This window comes from Marinobacter sp. JSM 1782161 (assembly GCF_011421605.1).
Taxonomy (GTDB): domain Bacteria; phylum Pseudomonadota; class Gammaproteobacteria; order Pseudomonadales; family Oleiphilaceae; genus Marinobacter_A; species Marinobacter_A bohaiensis.
On record NZ_WSSA01000002.1, the window covers coordinates 2,258,519 to 2,277,983 of the forward strand.

Sequence of the window (19,465 nt, forward strand, 5' to 3'; positions counted from 1 at the left end):
GCAAACGCTCTCTCAGGCCGGAAGCCGCTGCTCGTAGGCCTCTTTCAGTGCCTCCACACAATCCCAGAAGGGTTCCGGTCGACGGCCCTGGGCGCGCGCCACCAGCACATCGAGGTGGGCATGCCAGCCGCTGCTGACGCTGAGCAAGGTGGATCGGTCCGGCACCCGGTGATGAGTCAGGGTCAGCAGCACCTCGCTTCCGCGGGGCTCCAGTTCAAAGGTCACACCGCCGGTACGGCCCCACTCGATCGCCAGCCTGCGAGGCGGCTCCAGTTCGGTGATCCGGCTGAGCATCCGGTGTTCCTCGCCGTAGCCGTCCGGCCGCCGACCCGGCGGATCGGTCAGTTCATCGTTGCGCCAGACAAACTCGAAAGCCTCGCCGACCGCCAGTGTCATATCGCCTGCCGCCAGCCACTGGCGGCGCAGTTCGCTGTCGGTGAGGTAGTCCCAGATCCGTTCGATCGGACCGGGCAGCAGACGCTGGATCCGCAGGGTGTTGCCATCGATCAGCGTGCCGTATGGGTCGTACCCGCTCTGGGTTGCCGTTTCGCTCATGGGTCGTCTCCTTCCCGTTGTGGCGCCCCGGACGCCTCATCTGCATCCCGCAGGAGACTCTCAAGGGCATCCAGGCGCCGATTCCAGAAGCGCTCGTACTGCGCCAACCACTCGTGAGCGCGCGCGAGTGGTCCGGGGTTGAGGTAGCAGACACGCTCCCGCCAACGCACCTCACGCCGGATCAGGCCGGCTTTTTCCAGCACCTTGATGTGTTTTGACGCCGCCGCCAGCGACATGGCAAAAGGCTCAGCCAGCTCGCTGACGGTTCGCTCCCGTTCGGTGAGCGCCGCCAGCATGCTGCGCCGCGTCGCATCACCCAGGGCATGGAACACGGTGTTCAACGGAATTTGCTCTGATTCAACCATGAGGTTAAATATTAATCAGACGACCCGATAACTCAACCATTTGGTTAAACGATTTGGTTCTTTATCCGAAGGTAGAGATAGCAATCGAAGCTTTAGCGACGGGAGACGCCTGCATCCCTGCTGCCCACGAAGGGCACAAACGTCCGTCAATGCACCCTGCCCTCCACCTCCCGGACACGACTTGAACCAGTTCATCACGGCGTGACAAGACGTCCATGAAGCCGCCCCGTCAAAACGACTGGTCTACACTGTTGGGGTTGCCACCACGCGCTACCCGCCTCCAGAAGAATCCGAAGAAAGCGGGACTCCGTAGACAGTCTGAGACTATCGCTAACTTAAATAAAAGCAAATTTGTCCTATCAAAGACTATTGCTACGTTTGTAGATGACCTGACAACGCCAAGCACGATGGTTTCAGCAGGTATTCAGTGCATCGGAAAAACAGCGGTCTGAATTTGCGACTGGGCCCGCTGTCAAAAACTGGAAAGTCGTTCGATTAACGCAGCAAGTAAAGGAGAGAGACAGCAATGAGCGAAGACAAAAAAGCTCAAGCGGCCGCCGGCGGTTGCCCCGTGATGCATGGGGCGCATACCCGTCTGGAGGACAAAGGTATGTACAACAAGGACTGGTGGCCCAACCAGCTTAACCTCGCCATCCTCCACCAGCATTCCAACAAGTCCAACCCCATGGGCGAGGACTTCAACTACGCCGAAGAGTTCAAGAAGCTCGACCTGAAAGCGGTCAAGCAGGACCTGACCATGCTGATGACCGACTCCCAGGACTGGTGGCCGGCTGACTTTGGTCACTATGGCGGTCTGATGATCCGTATGGCCTGGCACAGTGCCGGCACCTACCGTCTGGGCGACGGCCGTGGCGGCGCCGGCGGCGGTCAGCAGCGTTTCGCACCGCTGAACAGCTGGCCCGACAACGTCAACCTGGACAAGGCGCGTCGTCTGCTGTGGCCGATCAAGAAGAAATACGGCAACAAACTGTCCTGGGCGGACCTGTTCGTCCTGGCCGGTAACGTGGCCCTGGAATCCATGGGCTTCAAGACCTTCGGTTTCGCCGGCGGCCGTGAAGATACCTGGGAGCCGGAAGACGACGTCTACTGGGGCTCCGAGAAGGAATGGCTGGGCAGCGACGACCGGATCGTCGACAAGGAAAAGCGCGAGCTGGAAAACCCGCTGGGCGCGACCCACATGGGTCTGATCTACGTCAACCCGGAAGGCCCGGAAGGCGAGCCGGACCCGGTCAAGGCAGCTCACGACATCCGTGAAACCTTCAAGCGGATGGCGATGAACGACGAGGAAACCGTGGCCCTGATCGCCGGTGGTCACACCTTCGGCAAGACCCACGGTGCCGGCAGCGAAGAGCAGATGGGCCCGGACCCGGAAGCCGCGCCGATCGAAATGATGGGCATGGGCTGGAAAAGCAGCTACGGCAAGGGTAAAGGCGAAGACACCATGGGCGGCGGCCCGGAAGTCATCTGGACCCAGACTCCGACCCAGTGGAGCAACTACTTCTTCGAGAACCTGTTCGGCTATGAGTGGGAACTGACCACCAGCCCGGCCGGCGCCAAGCAGTTCGTGGCCAAGGGCGCCACGGGCGATGAAATGCCGGGGCCGGAAGACAGCTCTCCGCGTCGCGCGCCGACCATGCTGGTCACCGACCTGTCGCTGCGCTACGACCCGGAATACGAGAAGATCTCACGCCGCTTCATGGAAAACCCGGACCAGTTCGCCGACGCCTTCGCCCGCGCCTGGTTCAAGCTGACCCACCGTGACATGGGCCCGAAAGCCCGTTACCTGGGGCCGGAAGTTCCGGCGGAAGATCTGATCTGGCAGGATCCGGTACCGGCTGTGGATCACGAGCTGATCAACGACCAGGACATCGCCAGCCTCAAGAGCAAGCTGCTGGACTCCGGCATCGCGCCGGCCGACCTGATCTCCACCGCGTGGGGCTCTGCGTCCACCTTCCGCGGCTCTGACATGCGCGGTGGTGCCAACGGTGCCCGCATTCGTCTGGCCCCGCAGAAAGACTGGGCGGTCAACGAGCCGAGCAAGCTGGCCGACGTGCTGAACAAGCTGGAAGGCGTCCAGAAGTCCTTCAACGATGCCCAGTCCGGCAACAAGAAGGTCTCCCTGGCGGACCTGATCGTCCTGGGCGGCAGCGCCGCCGTCGAGAAGGCCGCGAAGGATGCCGGCTTCAGCATCGAGGTACCGTTCGCACCGGGCCGCACCGACGCCAGCCAGGACCAGACCGACGTCGAGTCCTTCGAGCCGCTGGAGCCGCAGGCCGATGGCTTCCGCAACTACCGTCGCACCAAGTTCTCGGTGTCCGATGAAGACATGCTGGTCGATCGCGCCCAGCTGCTTCAGCTGACCGCACCGGAACTGACCGTGCTGATCGGTGGCCTGCGGGTGCTGGGTGCCAACTACGGCGACTCCAAGCACGGCGTGTTCACCGACAAGGTCGGCTCGCTGACCAACGACTTCTTCGTCAACGTGACGGACATGAACCTGGAATGGAAAGTGTCCCCCACTGACGAGGACGTCTTCGAAGGTCGTGACGTCAAGACCGGCGACGTGAAGTACACCGGTACCCGGGTGGACCTGATCTTCGGATCGAACTCCCAGCTGCGCGCCCTGAGCGAAGTCTATGCCCAGGACGATGCCAAGGAGAAGTTCGTGAAGGATTTCGTCGCCGCCTGGACCAAGGTGATGAACGCGGACCGCTTCGACCTCGCCTGATCGGGTCAAGCGATACCCGGTCGCTACACCGTAGCGGCCGGGACAACGTGTGACAGGAGACCCGGAAGCCGCTGTGTCTGACGCAGCGCTTCCGGGTCTTTTTCGTTAGGCCTTACGCCGACGCAGAAGCACCCTACGCGTGGCCAACGCGACTACCCCCAACAGCGAGAGCAGCAACGGGGAAGGCTCTGGCACATCAACCGTACGCACCTTGGTCAATCCCGCAATAAACCAGTAGGTCGTACCCGTATCGAGATTCTCAACATTGGCCCCCTCGAATGGCGCCGTCCTGTCCAGGTTGTGGAAAATGTCTTCACCGGCATCCAGGAAAAACAGGTCCAGGTAGAGAAAACAGGCGGCACGGCCTGACTCGAAGCGGTGGAAGCCATTCTCGTACAGCTGGCCAACGCTTGATACCGGCTGCTCATACATCAGCGGCACAAACCCTTCCCACTCGAAATTGACTGGATCACTGACGAAGGAGGCCGACACCAGCCCACGCCGCTGGTCGTCAACTGTGAACAACCCGACCGCCTCATGGGACTCGGTCGGGTTTTCGATTCGGCTGGTGTAGGCGTAGGTGATGAGCGAGGCGCTAGCCGCTGCGGGCGCGAGCATGACCAACAGGATGAGTATTGTTTTCATGGTGCTCTCCAGTCACCTTCTCTGGCGACAGGGCGACGGGCCTGGGTGCGCGGACAGGCCGGGTGGTTGGTGTTTCGGAACCTGAACAAACAGCGGGCTGGATCCGGCAGGTCACTCAACGCCAACCGGTAATACGATTCTCAGCACGTCCATGTCTTATTCCGATGAAGACAACGCACTTTCTGCAGCAATCCGTGCGCCACCCCCAACCATTCAAAAGGTTACGGCGCCTGGCGCAAGGAGTTTGTAAAGCGGGCTGACACTTTAATCCGGCAGGGATCCTCGACGGGTGCCGGATCTTTACCTCGCTGACCAAAGCGGCTGACCGAAGAGAATGACTGAGGCGTTACCAGTCGTCCTCTTCCGCCTTGTCCTTGGCTTCCATCTCCGCCTTGCGCTTGCGAACCGCTTCAAGCTTGTCCTCAGGGATCGACGAATTACGGGCGTTGTCGCGCAGGATCAGGAGTCCACCGACCACCAGGACGATGGCGAGAACCAGAAAAAACCATCCAGTCAATGGCATGTCGCTTGCCCTCCGGTCATTGAAACCCTTCCATTCTGAACCGGGCGGTAACTTCAGGACAATGCCGTGAGGCGGAAAACGAAGAGAAGAAAACGAAGAAAAACGGAAACGTCGGAGAAAAAAGGTACAGCGGCAGGAAATCAATCGCTTGCGCCGCGCGCTTGGTGACCAGGCTTACGCCTGGCCCGCCAATCGCTGCGCAACTAAACGGGAGCCCTCAGTGGCTCGGAGACAGCTTGGAGGGCTCGACGCGGAATACGGACTTGATCTTGGCTTTCAGGGAAGAACCCAGCTTGGCCACGTATTCGCTACGCTCTTTGTGTGCCTGACGGATGTAGTGGTCTACGTCGATGTTGCCGTAGGCGTCGATTTTAACGTCGTGCTCGGACATGGTGTTGTTTCCTCCTTTGGGAAATGGGTCAATCTCTATACTGGGTATGTTAAGGATCCCGGCGCACTTGCAAAAGCGATCCTTTCTAAGCAGAATGCTGAATATATCTCATGATTAGTAGTATCCCGTATGCGCCGACTGCCCCCACTGAATGCTCTGAGAATGTTCGAGGCTTCCGCTAGAAACCGCAGTTTTGCTGGGGCTGCGGAGGAATTGTTCGTAACCGCATCAGCGGTTTCCCACCAGATCAAGACGCTTGAAGAATATTTGGGTGTCTCACTGTTCAGCCGGAGCAAGCGCAAGGTGGAGCTCACCCCCGCCGGCGAGCAGTACCTGACCTCCATCAAGCACGCACTGGACGAAATCGAGATGGCCACCCAACGGGTGACCGCCAGCGACGAGACCAACGTGGTGCGGATCAGCGTGGCGCCCAACTTCCTGACCCGCTGGCTGATGCCGCGCATGACCCGCTTCCAGGAGCTGTACCCGGATATCGAACTGCAGATCAACGCGTCGATGGGTCTGCTGGACTTCAACCGCACCAGCACGGATATGGCGGTCTACTTCGGCAACGGCGAGTGGAACGACATCGAGGTGCACTTCCTGCGCAAGGTCATGCTGATGCCGGTGTGCAGCCCGAATCTGGCGAACGGACGCTTTCCCCTGGCGACACCGGGCGACCTGCGTCACCACACGCTGATCTCGGTCAGCAAGCGCACCTGGGAATGGGAGGACTGGCTGCAACAGGCGGGCGTGGAGTTCCTTACCCCCAAGGGCAGCCTGCAGATGTCCAGCGGGCAACTCGCCACGGCCGCGGCCCAGGAGGGACTTGGCGTCGCCCTGGCGGACAGCACGCTCACCTCGCGGGAAATCAAGCAGGGGCGCCTGGTCGTCCCATTCGACATCAAGCTCGACACCCACAAGGCGTTCTATCTGGTCTACCGCAAACACCGCCCGCTCACCACCGGCATGAAGGCCTTCAAGGAATGGCTGATGAACGAAATGCAGGGGGCCGCCGAGGATGAGGCATCCGCACCAGCAAGCTAGGGCTCGGGGCCGGCCTCCACACACCCAACGACACTGATCAGCGCCGGGTCTTCAGCATCTGCTTCAGGAACTGCACCAGGAAACGGCTGAACTGAGTGGCGAAGCTGCGCAGGAAACTCTTGGTGAAGGCCTCGGCCGGACTCTGCCGGCGACTGCGTTTCAGGCTGGCCTCTTTCTCCGGCTCCGCTTTGCCCGAGGTCTCCTTGGCCAGGGTCTCACGGCGCTTTTTCAGGCGCTCGTGAGCGCTGTCGCGATCGACGGCCTCGCCATACTTCGACGCCAGTGGCGACCCATCGCGCAACGCCGCCAGGGCTGCATCGTCCACCGGGCCGATCCGGCTGCGCGGCGGGGCGATCAACGTTTTCTGCACCACCGCAGGCACGCCCTGCTCGTCGAGCATGGACACCAAGGCCTCCCCCACGCCCAGTTCCGTGATCACCCGCTCGGTGTCCAGCGCCGGGTTGGCACGGAACGTCTGGGCCGCGGCTTTGACCGCTTTCTGATCCCGGGGCGTGTAGGCGCGCAGCGCGTGCTGGATGCGGTTGCCGAGCTGGCCCAGCACGCTGTCCGGAATATCCGCCGGCGACTGGGTGACGAAATAGATGCCAACGCCCTTGGAGCGGATCAGCCGCACGGTCTGCTCCAACTTTTCCAGTAACGCCGGCGGTGCGTTATCAAACAGCAGGTGGGATTCGTCGAAGAAAAACACCAGCAGCGGCAGGGGCTGGTCGCCACGCTCGGGAAGCTGCTCGAACAACTCCGCCAGCAGCCACAGCAGGAAGGTCGTGTAGACCCGCGGCTGCATCATGAGCCGACGACCGTCGAGCAGGTTCACCACACCCCGCCCGCCGGACTGAGCCATCAGGTCATGGATGTCCAGCGCCGGCTCGCCGAAGAACACCTCACCGCCATCCGTTTTCAGTACCAGCACACGGCGCACGATCGCCCCCAGGCTCTGGGGCGACAGGCTGCCGTATTCGCTGCTGAGGGAGCGCCGGTGTTCCAGCATCCAGTTCAGCACCGCTTCCAGATCCGGCAGGTCCAGCAACGGCAGTGATTGCTTGTCCGCGTAATCGAAGGCCAGGTGCAGCAGGCCAGTCTGGGTATCGTTCAGCTCCAGCAGGTTCGCCAGCAGGGCCGGCCCCATGTCCGCCACCGTGGTGCGCACCGGCTGGCCGCTCTCGCCGAAGATGTCCCAGAGGCGTGTGGGCGCACCGTCCGGCGCCCAGTCGTCGATGCCGATGCGCTGGAGGCGATCGTCCACATGGACGTTACGGGATCCGGGCGCGGAAATGCCGCTCAGGTCGCCCTTGATATCAGCGCTGAATACGGGCACACCAAGCCGCGAGAAACCCTCGGCCAGCACCTGCAGGGTGACGGTCTTGCCGGTACCGGTCGCTCCGGCCACCAGACCGTGGCGGTTGGCCATGGCGCCGAGCAGCCGCTGCTGCTGACCGTCCGCCGAGCCGATCAGGATATCGCTCATGACCCGTGTCCCTGCCGGTGTTGGTCACCGGCTGCAGGCTTTTGAGAAGGGGGTCTCTTGATTTAAGGCCAGCCCCCGGGATTAGGCAACCACGCCGTGCCGTACGTCGCGTGCGACTGAGGCGAGACACCTCACCGCACCACAAGACTGATCATTTTTTAACCAGCTCTGAGTAAGCCGGATGCCAGGCCGCCCGGCACGACATCTCCTCGCCTTGCTCACAATGTTATCCACTGAAACTGTGCAAAACCGCTCGCACCGGGCCACAATGGCCTGAAAAAGGAGCACCAACGAGTATGGATATCGATCTGAAACAGCTGCTCCGGGACTACCTGGAGCGACTGGACGGGATACTGGAACGGGTACCGGAACCGGTTTTCCACAAGCGCCTGGCGGAAGATATGTTCTCGCTGGGGATGAACGCCCGGATTAGCGCTAACTTCAGCCTGCGAGGCTACTGCCCGCTGGTGGGCCAGGCGATACCGGATTTTGGCAGCGCGGGCGAAAGCAAGGCGGAGATCCGGAAGCAACTCCATGACACCCTCGAGTACCTCGCCAGCCAGCCGGATGTCACCACCCTCGACCGTGCCATCCAGTTGACCGATCGCGCCGGCCTGGAGGACATCACCCTGCCCCAGCCGGCCTTTATCCACAGCTACATCCTTCCCAATGTCTATTTTCACCTGAGTATGGTCTACGCCATCGCGCGGCTGCATGGCGCTCCCCTGGGCAAGGGCGACTTCGACGGCCTGCATCGCTATCCCGCCGGATTCCGGTTCGTCCCGCCGTCCACATCGTGAACGACCGGGCTCCATCGTTCGTATCCCTTCATCGTCAAATCAGCAACTTGTGCCTTTCACCCTTTCATGGGCACCATGAGGCCTTTAACGAACGCGAGACGACCTATGAGCGACAACGCCTACACGCCCCCGAAAGTCTGGACCTGGGAAAACCAGAGCGGTGGCAAGTTCACCAGCATCAATCGCCCCATCGCCGGCCCGACCCACGACAAAGACCTGCCCGTCGGCCAACATCCGTTGCAGTTGTATTCACTGGCCACGCCCAACGGCGTGAAGGTGACGGTGATGCTGGAGGAGCTGCTGGAGCGGGGCATCGCCGGCGCGGAGTACGACGCCTATCCGATCCGCATCATGGAGGGCGACCAGTTCGGCAGCGGCTTCGTCGACGCCAACCCGAACTCCAAGATCCCCGCCCTGGTGGACCACAGCATGGACCCGCCGCTGCGGGTCTTCGAGTCGGGCAGCATCCTGCTGTACCTGGCGGACAAGTTCGGTGCGTTCATCCCTGAAGACGTGGCCGGGCGCACCGAGTGCCTGTCCTGGCTGTTCTGGCAGATGGGCAGCGCGCCCCTGCTGGGCGGCGGCTTCGGCCACTTCTACGCTTACGCGCCGGAGAAACTGGAATACCCGATCAACCGCTACACCATGGAGGTGAAGCGCCAGTTGGACGTGCTCGACCGCCAGCTCGCCAAACACACCTACATCGCCGGCGAGGAGTACACCATTGCGGACATGGCGATCTGGCCCTGGTACGGCGCCCTGGTGAAGAACAAGGTGTACGATGCGGCGGAGTTCCTCGATGCCGGCAGCTACACCCACGTGGTGCGCTGGGCGGATCAGATCGCGCAGCGCCCGGCGGTCCGGCGCGGGCGCATGGTGAACCGCACCTGGGGCGAACCCAGCCAGCAGTTGCACGAACGGCATGCGGCGGAGGACTTCCAGACCCGCACCCAGGACAAGCTGAACCCGGAAGAAGCGGAAAAGGCGTAAGCGGCTACCGGAACCGCAGGACGGCGCCCCGTAAGGCGCCGTCCGCTTACCGGATCAGATTTCCCGGGTCAGCCGGGACATTTTCTTTTCCACATCCTCGACCTGCTCGCCCCACTCTTTCTGGTAGCGCTCAAAAGCCTGCCCCAGCCGGTGCAACTGCATCTGCACTTCCGCCAGCGCCTTGCTGCCGTCGGCCACGGCCCGGGCATTCGGCTCGTCGTCGAGACGCTCGCGGTTCTCTTCCAGCCGGATCACCGCTTCGTTCAGGGTGCGACGGTCCTGCGGTGATGCGGACGGATTATCCTCCAGCGCGTCGTTGAGGGACTCGGACAGGGCGTCCATCGCCTCTTCCAGTTGCTCGGCGAAGGCTTCCATTTGCTCGTCAAAAGCCTCGTCTGCGTCGGCCATGCGCTGTTCCAGTTGCCTGGACATCCGCTCGATATCGGCGGCCGCCTGGTCCGAGGATTCCGAGAAACTGGAGCGGAAGCGCTCGCCGATGTCCTCCAGGCTACGCATCATCTGGTCGAACACCGGGCGCTCGGTCAGAGACTCTTCGGTTTCGGCATAGTCCACGCGCCAGTCGCCGTCGCGGCGCACGAGGAAGGTGGTGCTCTCCAGCGGCTCGTCGCGGCCGGTTTCCAGACCCTCGAAACGGGTGACGATGCGGGCTTCGTCGCCGTCGATCACCACACGGCCCCGGGTCACGACGACGCCCTGCCAATCCTCGCCGAAACCATCGAAGGCGCTCTCGTCCTGCAGCGTGGACCACTCGGCCACGTCGTCGGCATCGCCGTTCTGGACGGATTGCCAGAACGCGTCGCTGACGTCCTGTGGCGTTTCCGGACCGCCGCACGCGGTCAGGGCCAGGGCGCTGGCCAGCGCCAGGGAAAGAGGTTTCAAAGGCATGGTGTCTACAGTCTTGTGGGTTATTGAAAGCCGCCATTTTAACGGCTGCGCCGTGACGCCAACACTACCGTTCGTTAATCGCGGCTACGATTGAGCGCGCCTCTAATGACGGGCGCGGAACAGGGTCTCCCCCGGCGCCATGGTATTGTCGACGGCGTCCAGGATGGATTGGTCGATGGCCGGGCTTGCGATGTCGTACAGACCGCACAGGCGCAGGGCGCTGCGCAGTGCCACGTTGGGGCCCAGGTACTCGTAGAGCACCCGCGCACAACAGGGCATGCGCTCGCTGTTGTCGGACACGCCGATCTTCACCCCGGTCAGGCGCGTGACCCGGTTGCGGAAACTGGGAAAGAGGATGGTCTGGGTGATCTCGTGGCGATTGAGGGTTTCGTAGTCCACCAGGAACAGCCGGTCGGTGAGCAGGTGCGCCACGCCCTGGTAGCGGTTGTGGCACGGCGGTTCCCCGGCCCTCGGCTGCATTCGCTCGGTGCGCTGGAACACCACCTGGCCGTCTTTCGCCTCCAGGCAGACCAGGTTACGCAGTAGCTTGCCCGGCGCCGACATGGACAGGTAATACTCAAAGTAGTAGCCCAGGTAGCGGCTCAGGTCGTCGCGATTGGCCTCCCCCAGCCGCTCCAGGTGATCGCTGACCGTCGACACCTCGGCCTTGCGCTGCCCGGCGCGCGGTCGCACCTGCACGAGGCGTTCGAACTGGTGGTGCGGGAGCTGGATATCCGCTACATCCACCCCGAAGAACTCGCACAGCCGGCGCAGAGTGTTCGCCGAGGGCATGTGCTGGCCGCTCAGGTAGCGATTGAACTGGGGGCGGTTGAGATTGAGACGGCGACAGACTTCGGCAATCGACTTGTAGTAGCTGCACAACAGGCGCAGGTTCTGCGCGAAATCCTCGTGAAGACCCGCTTCGTTCATACCCGCCACCTTTGCCCGTCCGTCAATGAGTCGGCGCCGCTGACCGGCGCACCGCACCAGACCGCACTGACGCAATCCGGTGCGAGTATCGCGCCAAAGTGCGCCACAGTGCCGCCAGATCGCAAAATTCTATCAGCCCGGCGGGGTTGTTTAAATGCAACCGCTGTTACAAGAACAATCTCCGGAGAGGCACTATGTTGGAATTCCTCAATGATCTGCTGTGGGGCAAGGTACTCATCGCCCTGCTGCTTACCGTCGGTATCGGCTTCAGCGTCGCATCGCGCTTTGTCCAGTTCCGCTATTTCGGCCGCATGTTCCGTATCCTGGGCGCCAGTCAGGCGTTCCAGAAAGACCGCCACGGTCACCTGAGTTCGTTCCAGGCGCTGCTGCTGTCGGTCGCCGGACGCGTCGGTGGCGGCAACATCGCCGGCGTGGCGGTGGCCATTACCCTGGGCGGCCCGGGTGCCGTGTTCTGGATGTGGGTGGTCGGCCTGATGGGCATGGCCACCAGCTTCCTCGAGTGCACCCTGGCCCAGACCTACAAGCAATCGGAGCCGGACGGCACCTACCGCGGCGGCCCGGCGTTCTACATCGCCCGCGGCCTGGGCAAAAAATGGGGCTGGATGGCCGGCCTCTACTCAATCCTGCTGTTGGCGACCTTCGGATTCGGCTTCACCGCGCTGCAGTCCTACGCAGTGGCCACCTCGGTCAACGACGCCTTCAGCATTCCGGTGCTCTACACCGGCCTCGCCCTGGCGGCCATCGTGGCGCTGATCATCTTCGGCGGCGTCAAGCGCATCGCGCGGGTCTCGGAAGTGCTGGTCCCGGTGATGGCGGTGGGCTACCTGGCCGTCGCCCTGATCGTGCTGGGCCTCAACATCGAGCGCATTCCCGACGTGGTGATGCTGATCGTCAACAGCGCCTTCGGCCTGGAGCCGGCCGTCGGCGGCGGCATCGGCGCGGCGATCATGATGGGCGTCAAGCGCGGCCTGTTCTCCAACGAAGCCGGCCTGGGCAGCGCGCCCAACGTGGCGGCGGTCGCGTACGTGCCACACCCGGCCAACCAGGGCATCGTGCAGGCGTTCTCCGTCTTCATCGATACCGTGATCATCTGCTCGGCCACCGCGTTCATCATCCTGCTCAGCGGCATCTACGACCCGGCGGGCATGGGCGACGTGGAGGGCGTGCCCCTGACCCAGGCCGCCCTGGCGAGCCACGTGGGCGACTGGGGCCGGAGCTTCGTCAGCATCGCGCTGCTGCTGTTCGGGTTCAGTACCATCCTCTACAACTACTACCTGGGCGAAAACAGCGTGAACTTCCTGAGCACCGCCAATCGCGCGCTGGCCAACGGCTTCCGGGTGGCGGTGATCGCCCTGGTCTGCTGGGGCGCCACCACCGACCTGGGTACGGTGTTCGGCTTTGCCGACGTGACCATGGGCCTGCTGGCGCTGGTCAACCTGATCGCCCTGATCGCCCTGTTCAAACCAGGTCTGCGCATCCTGCGTGATTTCGACCGACAGCTGGCCGACGGCATTGAACAGCCGGTATTCGAAGCCTCGAAGTTTGCCGACATGAACGTCGACACCCGCGCCTGGGACCTGGAACCCGAAGACGTGGAACGGGTTCGCCAGCGAGGCGGCAGCGCCGCGCCCAGCGAAGCGTCCAGCTGATTTTCCGGGCCCGCCTGGCGGGCCCTTTCCCCTCCCCGTGATTCCGCAAGGATACAAACCGCCATGACGACGCGCATTGAACACGACCTGCTGGGGGACCTGGCCGTCCCGGCCGAGGCCTGGTACGGCATCCAGACCCAGCGCGCTCTCGACAACTTCGCCATCACCGGCGTGCCCATCAGCCATTTCCCGGCGTTCATCCGCGCCCTGGCGATGGTGAAAAAGGCCGCCGCCCTGGCCAACCGGGACCTGGGCGCCCTGGCCGAAGTGAAAGCCGACGCCATTGTCGCCGCCTGCGACGACATCATCGCCGGCGGGCTGCACGACCAGTTCGTGGTGGACCTGATCCAGGGCGGCGCCGGCACCTCGACCAACATGAACGCCAACGAGGTGATCGCCAACCTGGCCCTGGCCAAGCTCGGTCACGCCCGGGGCGAGTACCATCACCTGCATCCCAACGACGACGTCAACCGCTCCCAGTCCACCAACGACGCCTACCCCACGGCCGTGTGCCTGGCGGTGCAGTTCTCCGCCGAACCGCTGGAGCGGGCGATCCTGCGCCTGAAATCGTCGCTGGAGGCGAAAGGCCGCGCGTTCGCCGACATCGTCAAGATGGGCCGCACCCAGTTGCAGGACGCAGTGCCCATGACCCTGGGCCAGGAGTTCGAAGCCTTCGCCGTCAACCTGGGCGAGGACGTGGACCGGCTGCACGAAGTCTGCCAGCTGCTGTGCGAGGTAAACCTCGGCGGCACCGCCATCGGCACCGGCATCAACACCCACCCGCGCTACCAGGCGCTGGCGGTGAACTATCTGGCCGAGGTGTCCGGCAAGCCCATCGTCTCCGCCAGCAATCTGGTGGAAGCGTCCTCGGACATGGGCGCTTTCGTGCTCTTCTCCGGCATCCTCAAGCGCTTCGCCGTGAAGCTGGGCAAGATGTGCAACGACCTGCGCCTGCTCTCCAGCGGCCCGCGCACCGGCCTGGGCGAGATCCGCCTGCCGCCGCGCCAGCCCGGTTCGTCGATCATGCCGGGCAAGGTCAACCCGGTGATCCCGGAAGCGGTCAACCAGACCGCCTACCAGGTGATCGCCAGCGACCTGGCGGTAACCCTGGCGGCCGAGGCGGGCCAGCTCCAGCTCAACGCCATGGAGCCAATGATCGTCTACAACCTGCTCAACGCCATGAAGATGCTGGAAGCCGCCTGCACCATGCTCGACGAACGCTGCATCCAGGGCATCGAGGCCAACGTCGATCAATGCGCCCGCCATGTGGACAACAGCATCGGCATCATCACCGCGCTGGTGCCGCACATCGGCTACGCCAACGCCACCCGCATCGCCTCCCAGGCGCTGCATACGGGCACCACGGTGCGCGAGCTGGTGCTGGGCGAGGAGTTGCTGGACGAGACTACCCTGGACCGGCTGCTCAGCCCCCAGGCCATGCTGTCTCCGGCTGCGGTGACGTCATGAGCCGCCGGGTACTGGTGCTTTACTGCGGGGGCACCATCGGTATGGTGCCGTCGCTGGAAGGCTATGTGCCCCAGGCTGGCTTCGGCGATCGGGTGCGGGCCGAGCTGGCGGGCGTCGCCGGCCAGCTGCCGGACTACGATCTGTTCGAGCTGGACCAGCTGATCGACAGCGCCAACCTGACACCCCAGGACTGGTCCGGCATTGCCGGCATGCTGCTGGCCCACTGGGCAGGCTACGACGGTTTCGTGCTGCTGCACGGCACCGACACCATGGCCTACACCGCGGCAGCACTGTCCTACATGCTGCTGGGGGCGGACAAACCGGTGATCCTGACCGGCTCGCAAATTCCCCTCGGTCAGCCGCGCAACGACGCCCTGGACAACCTGACGTCCGCCCTGATGCTGGCCGCCAACCCGGCCATCGCCGAAGTCTGCATCTATTTCCGCGGCAAACTGCTGCGGGGCAACCGGGCGCGCAAGGTCAACAGCACCGCGTTCGAGGCGTTTGACTCCCCCAACGCGCCGCCACTGGGGCAGTTGGGCATCGAACTGACCCTGCGTGACGACCTGCTGCTGGCGCCGGGACAACCGGATTTCCGCGTGCCGACGTTCGATCCGGCTGCCGTGGTGATGCTGGGGCTGTATCCGGGCATCCCGGCCCGGCTGGTGGAAGCCGCCCTGGACGACCCGCGCGTGCGGGGTCTGATCCTGGTGAGTTACGGCGTGGGCAATCCGCCGGACGGCGACGAGGCGCTGATGGCGGCGCTGGGCCGCGCCATCGAGCGGGGCGTGATCGTGGTCAACCTGACCCAGTGCCAGCAGGGCCCGGTGTGCCAGGGCGCCTACGCCACCGGGGCAACGCTCAACCGGCTTGGCGTGGTGCCCGGATACGACCTCACCCCGGAGGCCGCCTTCGCCAAGCTGCATTTCCTGCTGGCGTTGGACTGGCCCAGCGAGGAGATCCGCGACGTGCTGCCGCTGCCCCTATGCCAGGAATGCAGCCTGGCGCCGTGACGAGGCGCCCAGGTCACTCCTCGTAGATCATCCTGCGGGTCATGCCGCCGTCGATCACCAGGTTCTGGCCGGTGACGAAGCCGGCCTCCGACGAAATGAGGTAGGCCACGGCCGCGGCAATGTCGCCGGCATGCCCCACACGACCGGCCGGATGCTGGCGGTGATCGGCGTCACTCAGCGGCTCCAGCGACTCCGGTGCGCCGGCCTGCTGCCCACGCACGTCGATCCAGCCCGGACTGACGGCATTGACCCGCACGTCCGGCCCCAGGCTGACCGCCAGGGCGTGGGTCAGGGCAACCAGGCCACCCTTGCTCGCGGCGTAGGCTTCGCAATCAGGCTCCGACTGCAGGGCCCGGGTGGAGGCGACGTTGACGATGGCACCACCGGCTTTCCGCAAGTGAGGCACCGCGTGCTTGGCGGTCAGGAAGGCGCCGGTCAGGTTCACGTCGATGCGCCGCTGCCAGTCCGCCAGCGCCAGTGTCTCAATCGCGCCGGTAAACGGGTCGGCGATGCCAGCGTTGTTGACCAGCGCATCCAGCCGGCCACCCCAGGCCACGGTTTCCCGTATCACTCGCGCGACGTCGCTCTCGCTGGCCACGTCGGCCACGAGCGCCAGCAGCTCCGACGACTCTGACTGCGACGCGAAAGCGGTTGCCGCGGTTTCATCCACGTCACAGATCGCCACCCGCCAGCCTCGGGCCAGCAGCTCGCCCGCCACGCCCTGGCCAATGCCCTGGGCACCGCCGGTGACCAGAACGACCGGTTTATCACTGCTGAATGTTCGCGGCCCTGTCGCCGTTGCCTGCTCTGCCATCGCCATTACCCTCTGACCTCTGTGTACGGGTTGCAAATGGTAGCGGCGACTGTCCGACAGCGCGAGTCCGACGGGCATACCGACCGCCTGTCAGGTCGCCCCTGGCGTACTATGCTGTAAGAATGCCTGGCTGCCGGGACCTCGTCCTGAAGCGCCAGAGCCTACGTTGTGGAGGTCGTCCATCATGGCGCTGATCCGCTGCTTTCAACTCCTGATGCTGTTGGGCACGCTGCTGTTCCAGGCCACCCTCGCCCCGGCCGCACTCCAGGGTGTGAAAACGCTTCGCTTTGCCTCGATTCCAGACAACCCGCTGGACGAAGTCGGCGTCCTGTTGATCCGCACCATTTACGACCAGCTCGATATCGAAGTGGAGATCCTGGACATCCCGCCGGCACGGGCCCTGACCCTCTTGCGACAGGGGCATCTCGATGGCTCGCTGGCGCGCCCGGAAGGCTTCGAAACACGGGTGGACGTGGCTGTCCCGGTGCCGGTACGGCTGTCCCAAGTCCAGGTGGTAGGCTTTGCCCGGGCTGATCGTCTCGCTCGACTGCAGACCGCCTCGACCATGCCCCTGCGCGTCGGCCTGCTCCTGGGACTGCCGCCTCACATGAACACCGCAGCGCACCTCCACCCGGTTGAAGCACACACCAGTCGCCAGTTAATGGCGATGGCCGACAAGGCGCACGTGGATCTGGCCCTCGATGTCGACGTGGTCGGCGCACATGTCATTCGCGAGGACCATCTGGCGAACCTGCGTATCGTGACCACGCCGCTGCGACGGATTGATGTCTACCATTTCCTCCACCAGCGACATGAAGCCCTGGTGCCCCAGGTGGCGCGGGTCATGACCGAGTTGCAGGAGGACGGCACACTCGAGCGAATGCACCAGGCCTTTCGCGAGCGCCTCGATATGGACACCATCACACTGCCCAAGGAAGACCTGTTGTCCGCTCGCCAACTCCAGCTCGATCTGATGGCCGAGTCGGCGGAATAACACCGCGTTTCGGCGCTCCGCGACCAATCATGAGGAAAATGAACTATCGGGGCAGACCTTGCCCCCGCATCTGTCGTACCCTGTCGCCCACAATCAGAACCGCTACCGGGCGGGAAGAACCGCTCTCAAGCGGCGCTGTCTTCCGCGACAAACCAGGATTCGTCATGCCAATATTCGAACGCATCAACCAACTGTTCCCCATCTGGGCGATTCTGCTGGCCGCTCTGGCCGCCTGGCAGCCCAGCTTGTTCGCCGATTTTGCCTTCATGATCAAGACCCTGCTGGCCATCATCATGTTTGCCATGGGGCTGACCCTGTCCAAACACGACTTCCTCGGCGTCTTGCGCGCTCCGCTACCCATCGGTATCGGCGTGATCCTGCAGTTTACGGTGATGCCCCTGGCTGCGCTGTTCGTGTCCTGGTTCCTGCGCCTGTCGCCGGAGCTGACCATCGGCATGGTCCTGGTGGGCGCCACGGCCGGCGGCACCGCGTCCAACGTGATCACGTGGCTGGCCAACGGCCACGTGGCGCTGTCAGTGTCCATGACCCTGACCTCCACGCTCATATCGGTGGCCGCCACGCCGCTGCTCACGGCCCTGCTGGTCGGGCATACGGTGGACGTGCCGGTCGCCGGCATGTTCATGAGCATCGCGCAGTTGGTGATCGCCCCGATCGCGCTGGGCGTGATCATCCACCACTTCCTGGGGCGGCAGATCAAACAGGTGGAACCGGCCCTGGCGACACTGGCCATGGCCGCCATCGTGTTTATCATTGCCATCGTGGTGGCCCTCAACGCCGACAAACTGTCCACGCTGGGCCCCCTGGTCATTGTGGCGGTGGTGCTGCACAACTTCATCGGCCTGGCCGGCGGCTACGCCGTGGGCCGCGGTCTGGGCTTCGATCAGCGGGTGGCGCGGACCATCGCCATCGAGGTGGGCATGCAGAACTCCGGTCTGGCCGTCGCCCTGGCCAACCAGTTCTTCACCGCCACCGCGGCGCTGCCGGGCGCCCTGTTCTCGATCTGGCACAACGTGTCAGGCTCGGTGCTAGCCGGTTTCTGGAAACGCCGACCAATCCGCGACGAGACCGGCGATACGGCATCGGAACCCGCAGCCTGACGATCACTCCATGAAAAACGGCGCCCCCGGTTACCCGGCGGCGCCGTTTTTTATTGCGGGCCAGATGCCGGTCAGCCGGTCGTCGAGTTGAGCCCCGCCATAACCGCACGCGGGGAGCGGCGGGTGCGCGGCAGGATCGAGTACAGGGCGGAGAAGATGATCAGGCCACCACCGAGCCAGCCGGACACGGCGATGCTTTCCCCCAGCCACCAGACCGCAAACAGCGCCCCGAATGCCGGCTCAGTACCCATCAGCAACGACACCCGCGTAGGAGCGATGTTGCGGGCGCCATAATTCTGGGCGAAGAAGGCGAATACGGTGCAGAACAGCACCAGGTAACCGACGATCAGCCAGAAATCCGTGGTCATGGGCAGCCCGCCTACCTCGCCGGGGTCGAACGCCAGCAGGATGGCCAGGGCGCCGAAGCCCACCACGCCGGACTGGATACCGGTCAGGCTGAGAGTGGAGATCTGCTTGCCAGCGGTGACCTTCTTGGTGACCGTCACCATGAAGGCACGCAGGATGGCGGCGCCCAGGATCAACAGATCACCCAGGTTGAAAGCCACGTCGCTGCCGGTAGTGAGCATCGCCACGCCGATGAACGACAGACCCGCCAGCAGGAAATTGTCCCCCGCTGGTCGCCGACCGAACACGAGCCACTCGGTGAATGGCGTGAACAGCACGCACAGGCTGATCAGGAACGCGGCGTTGGCCGCCGAGGTGTGGGCCACGCCGTAGGTTTCGCAGATGAACACCAGGAACAGGATTGCCCCGGTCGGCAGTCCCACCCGCCAGTCGCGCCCGCCACCGCTGCGGTATTCCCGGATGAACACCGGCAGCAGGGTCAGGAAGGTGGCGAGGAAGCGGATGGCGATAAAGCCCATCACAGAGTAGAACAACAGAGCCTGTTTCGACAGGCCGTAACTGGTTCCCCAAAACGCTGCGACCAGCAACAGCAGGCCCTCAGCGACGGGTAGACCGCGCTTGGTTGTGGACATGGTG

Annotated in this window: 19 protein-coding genes; 9 read left to right on the forward strand and 10 right to left on the reverse strand. The window is 63.7% G+C overall.

All coding sequences use genetic code 11. The annotated features are described in order from the left end of the window. Positions 1–12 precede the first annotated feature (12 nt). Complete coding sequence (locus GQB00_RS10115; RefSeq protein WP_165856128.1) at positions 13–555, reverse strand: SRPBCC family protein; 543 nt, start codon at positions 553–555, stop codon at positions 13–15. After that, on the reverse strand, positions 552–887 hold the full coding sequence (locus GQB00_RS10120; protein ID WP_323127284.1) for a metalloregulator ArsR/SmtB family transcription factor: 336 nt from the start codon (positions 885–887) through the stop codon (positions 552–554). Before GQB00_RS10120 ends, GQB00_RS10115 begins: the two co-directional genes overlap by 4 nt. A 559-nt stretch (positions 888–1,446) precedes the next feature. Between GQB00_RS10120 and katG the strand changes: the two genes are divergently transcribed. Further along, positions 1,447–3,669 carry a catalase/peroxidase HPI gene (gene katG / locus GQB00_RS10125; protein WP_165856130.1) on the forward strand — a complete coding sequence of 741 codons (2,223 nt, stop codon included), beginning with the start codon at positions 1,447–1,449 and terminating at the stop codon, positions 3,667–3,669. A 105-nt stretch (positions 3,670–3,774) separates the two neighbouring features. On the opposite strand, the gene GQB00_RS10130 is transcribed toward katG, so the two are convergent. From GQB00_RS10130 to GQB00_RS10140, 3 genes are all read right to left on the reverse strand, one after another. Continuing rightward, on the reverse strand, positions 3,775–4,314 hold the full coding sequence (locus tag GQB00_RS10130) for a hypothetical protein (RefSeq protein WP_165856131.1): 540 nt from the start codon (positions 4,312–4,314) through the stop codon (positions 3,775–3,777). Positions 4,315–4,660: 346 nt separating this feature from the next. Next, positions 4,661–4,837, reverse strand: coding sequence for a DUF2897 family protein (locus GQB00_RS10135; protein ID WP_111494078.1), 177 nt, complete (start codon positions 4,835–4,837; stop codon positions 4,661–4,663). A 217-nt stretch (positions 4,838–5,054) separates the two neighbouring features. Then, entirely contained in the window at positions 5,055–5,228 is a 174-nt protein-coding gene (locus GQB00_RS10140) for an RSP_7527 family protein (RefSeq protein WP_162628723.1), read from the reverse strand. A gap of 129 nt (positions 5,229–5,357) precedes the next feature. On the opposite strand from GQB00_RS10140, the gene gcvA reads away from it, so the two are divergent. Then, on the forward strand, positions 5,358–6,275 hold the full coding sequence (gene gcvA, locus GQB00_RS10145) for a transcriptional regulator GcvA (protein ID WP_111494076.1): 918 nt from the start codon (positions 5,358–5,360) through the stop codon (positions 6,273–6,275). 37 nt (positions 6,276–6,312) lie between these two features. On the opposite strand, the gene GQB00_RS10150 is transcribed toward gcvA, so the two are convergent. Beyond that, positions 6,313–7,761, reverse strand: a complete 1,449-nt coding sequence (locus GQB00_RS10150) for a helicase HerA-like domain-containing protein (RefSeq protein ID WP_165856132.1) — start codon at positions 7,759–7,761, stop codon at positions 6,313–6,315. A gap of 296 nt (positions 7,762–8,057) precedes the next feature. On the opposite strand from GQB00_RS10150, the gene GQB00_RS10155 reads away from it, so the two are divergent. After that, on the forward strand, positions 8,058–8,561 hold the full coding sequence (locus tag GQB00_RS10155; protein WP_165856133.1) for a DUF1993 family protein: 504 nt from the start codon (positions 8,058–8,060) through the stop codon (positions 8,559–8,561). Between the two features lie 105 nt (positions 8,562–8,666). Further along, positions 8,667–9,551 (forward strand): glutathione-dependent disulfide-bond oxidoreductase, encoded by an 885-nt coding sequence (gene yghU / locus GQB00_RS10160; protein WP_165856134.1) that lies wholly within the window; start codon positions 8,667–8,669, stop codon positions 9,549–9,551. A 54-nt stretch (positions 9,552–9,605) separates the two neighbouring features. Here yghU and GQB00_RS10165 read toward each other — a convergent pair whose 3' ends face one another. Together GQB00_RS10165 and GQB00_RS10170 are read right to left on the reverse strand one after the other, a co-directional pair. Further along, positions 9,606–10,457, reverse strand: a complete 852-nt coding sequence (locus GQB00_RS10165) for a hypothetical protein (protein WP_165856135.1) — start codon at positions 10,455–10,457, stop codon at positions 9,606–9,608. A 102-nt stretch (positions 10,458–10,559) separates the two neighbouring features. Then, positions 10,560–11,387 carry a helix-turn-helix domain-containing protein gene (locus GQB00_RS10170; protein ID WP_111494066.1) on the reverse strand — a complete coding sequence of 276 codons (828 nt, stop codon included), beginning with the start codon at positions 11,385–11,387 and terminating at the stop codon, positions 10,560–10,562. 194 nt (positions 11,388–11,581) lie between these two features. On the opposite strand from GQB00_RS10170, the gene GQB00_RS10175 reads away from it, so the two are divergent. The 3 genes from GQB00_RS10175 to GQB00_RS10185 are packed head-to-tail and all read left to right on the forward strand — an operon-like array spanning position 11,582 to position 15,537. Continuing rightward, entirely contained in the window at positions 11,582–13,057 is a 1,476-nt protein-coding gene (locus GQB00_RS10175; protein ID WP_111494064.1) for an alanine/glycine:cation symporter family protein, read from the forward strand. Positions 13,058–13,108: 51 nt separating this feature from the next. Next, on the forward strand, positions 13,109–14,524 hold the full coding sequence (locus GQB00_RS10180; RefSeq protein ID WP_416234156.1) for an aspartate ammonia-lyase: 1,416 nt from the start codon (positions 13,109–13,111) through the stop codon (positions 14,522–14,524). Continuing rightward, on the forward strand, positions 14,521–15,537 hold the full coding sequence (locus GQB00_RS10185; RefSeq protein WP_165856137.1) for an asparaginase domain-containing protein: 1,017 nt from the start codon (positions 14,521–14,523) through the stop codon (positions 15,535–15,537). Before GQB00_RS10180 ends, GQB00_RS10185 begins: the two co-directional genes overlap by 4 nt. A 13-nt stretch (positions 15,538–15,550) precedes the next feature. On the opposite strand, the gene GQB00_RS10190 is transcribed toward GQB00_RS10185, so the two are convergent. Next, positions 15,551–16,351 carry an SDR family oxidoreductase gene (locus GQB00_RS10190; RefSeq protein ID WP_165856138.1) on the reverse strand — a complete coding sequence of 267 codons (801 nt, stop codon included), beginning with the start codon at positions 16,349–16,351 and terminating at the stop codon, positions 15,551–15,553. Between the two features lie 184 nt (positions 16,352–16,535). Here GQB00_RS10190 and GQB00_RS10195 point away from each other — a divergent pair, with 184 nt between their 5' ends. Further along, on the forward strand, positions 16,536–17,345 hold the full coding sequence (locus GQB00_RS10195) for a substrate-binding periplasmic protein (RefSeq protein WP_165856139.1): 810 nt from the start codon (positions 16,536–16,538) through the stop codon (positions 17,343–17,345). Positions 17,346–17,509: 164 nt separating this feature from the next. Beyond that, positions 17,510–18,463 carry a bile acid:sodium symporter family protein gene (locus GQB00_RS10200; protein WP_207950656.1) on the forward strand — a complete coding sequence of 318 codons (954 nt, stop codon included), beginning with the start codon at positions 17,510–17,512 and terminating at the stop codon, positions 18,461–18,463. A 71-nt stretch (positions 18,464–18,534) separates the two neighbouring features. Here the strand turns inward: GQB00_RS10200 and GQB00_RS10205 are convergent, their stop codons facing one another. Next, positions 18,535–19,461, reverse strand: a complete 927-nt coding sequence (locus GQB00_RS10205) for a DMT family transporter (protein ID WP_165856140.1) — start codon at positions 19,459–19,461, stop codon at positions 18,535–18,537. Positions 19,462–19,465: the final 4 nt, after the last annotated feature.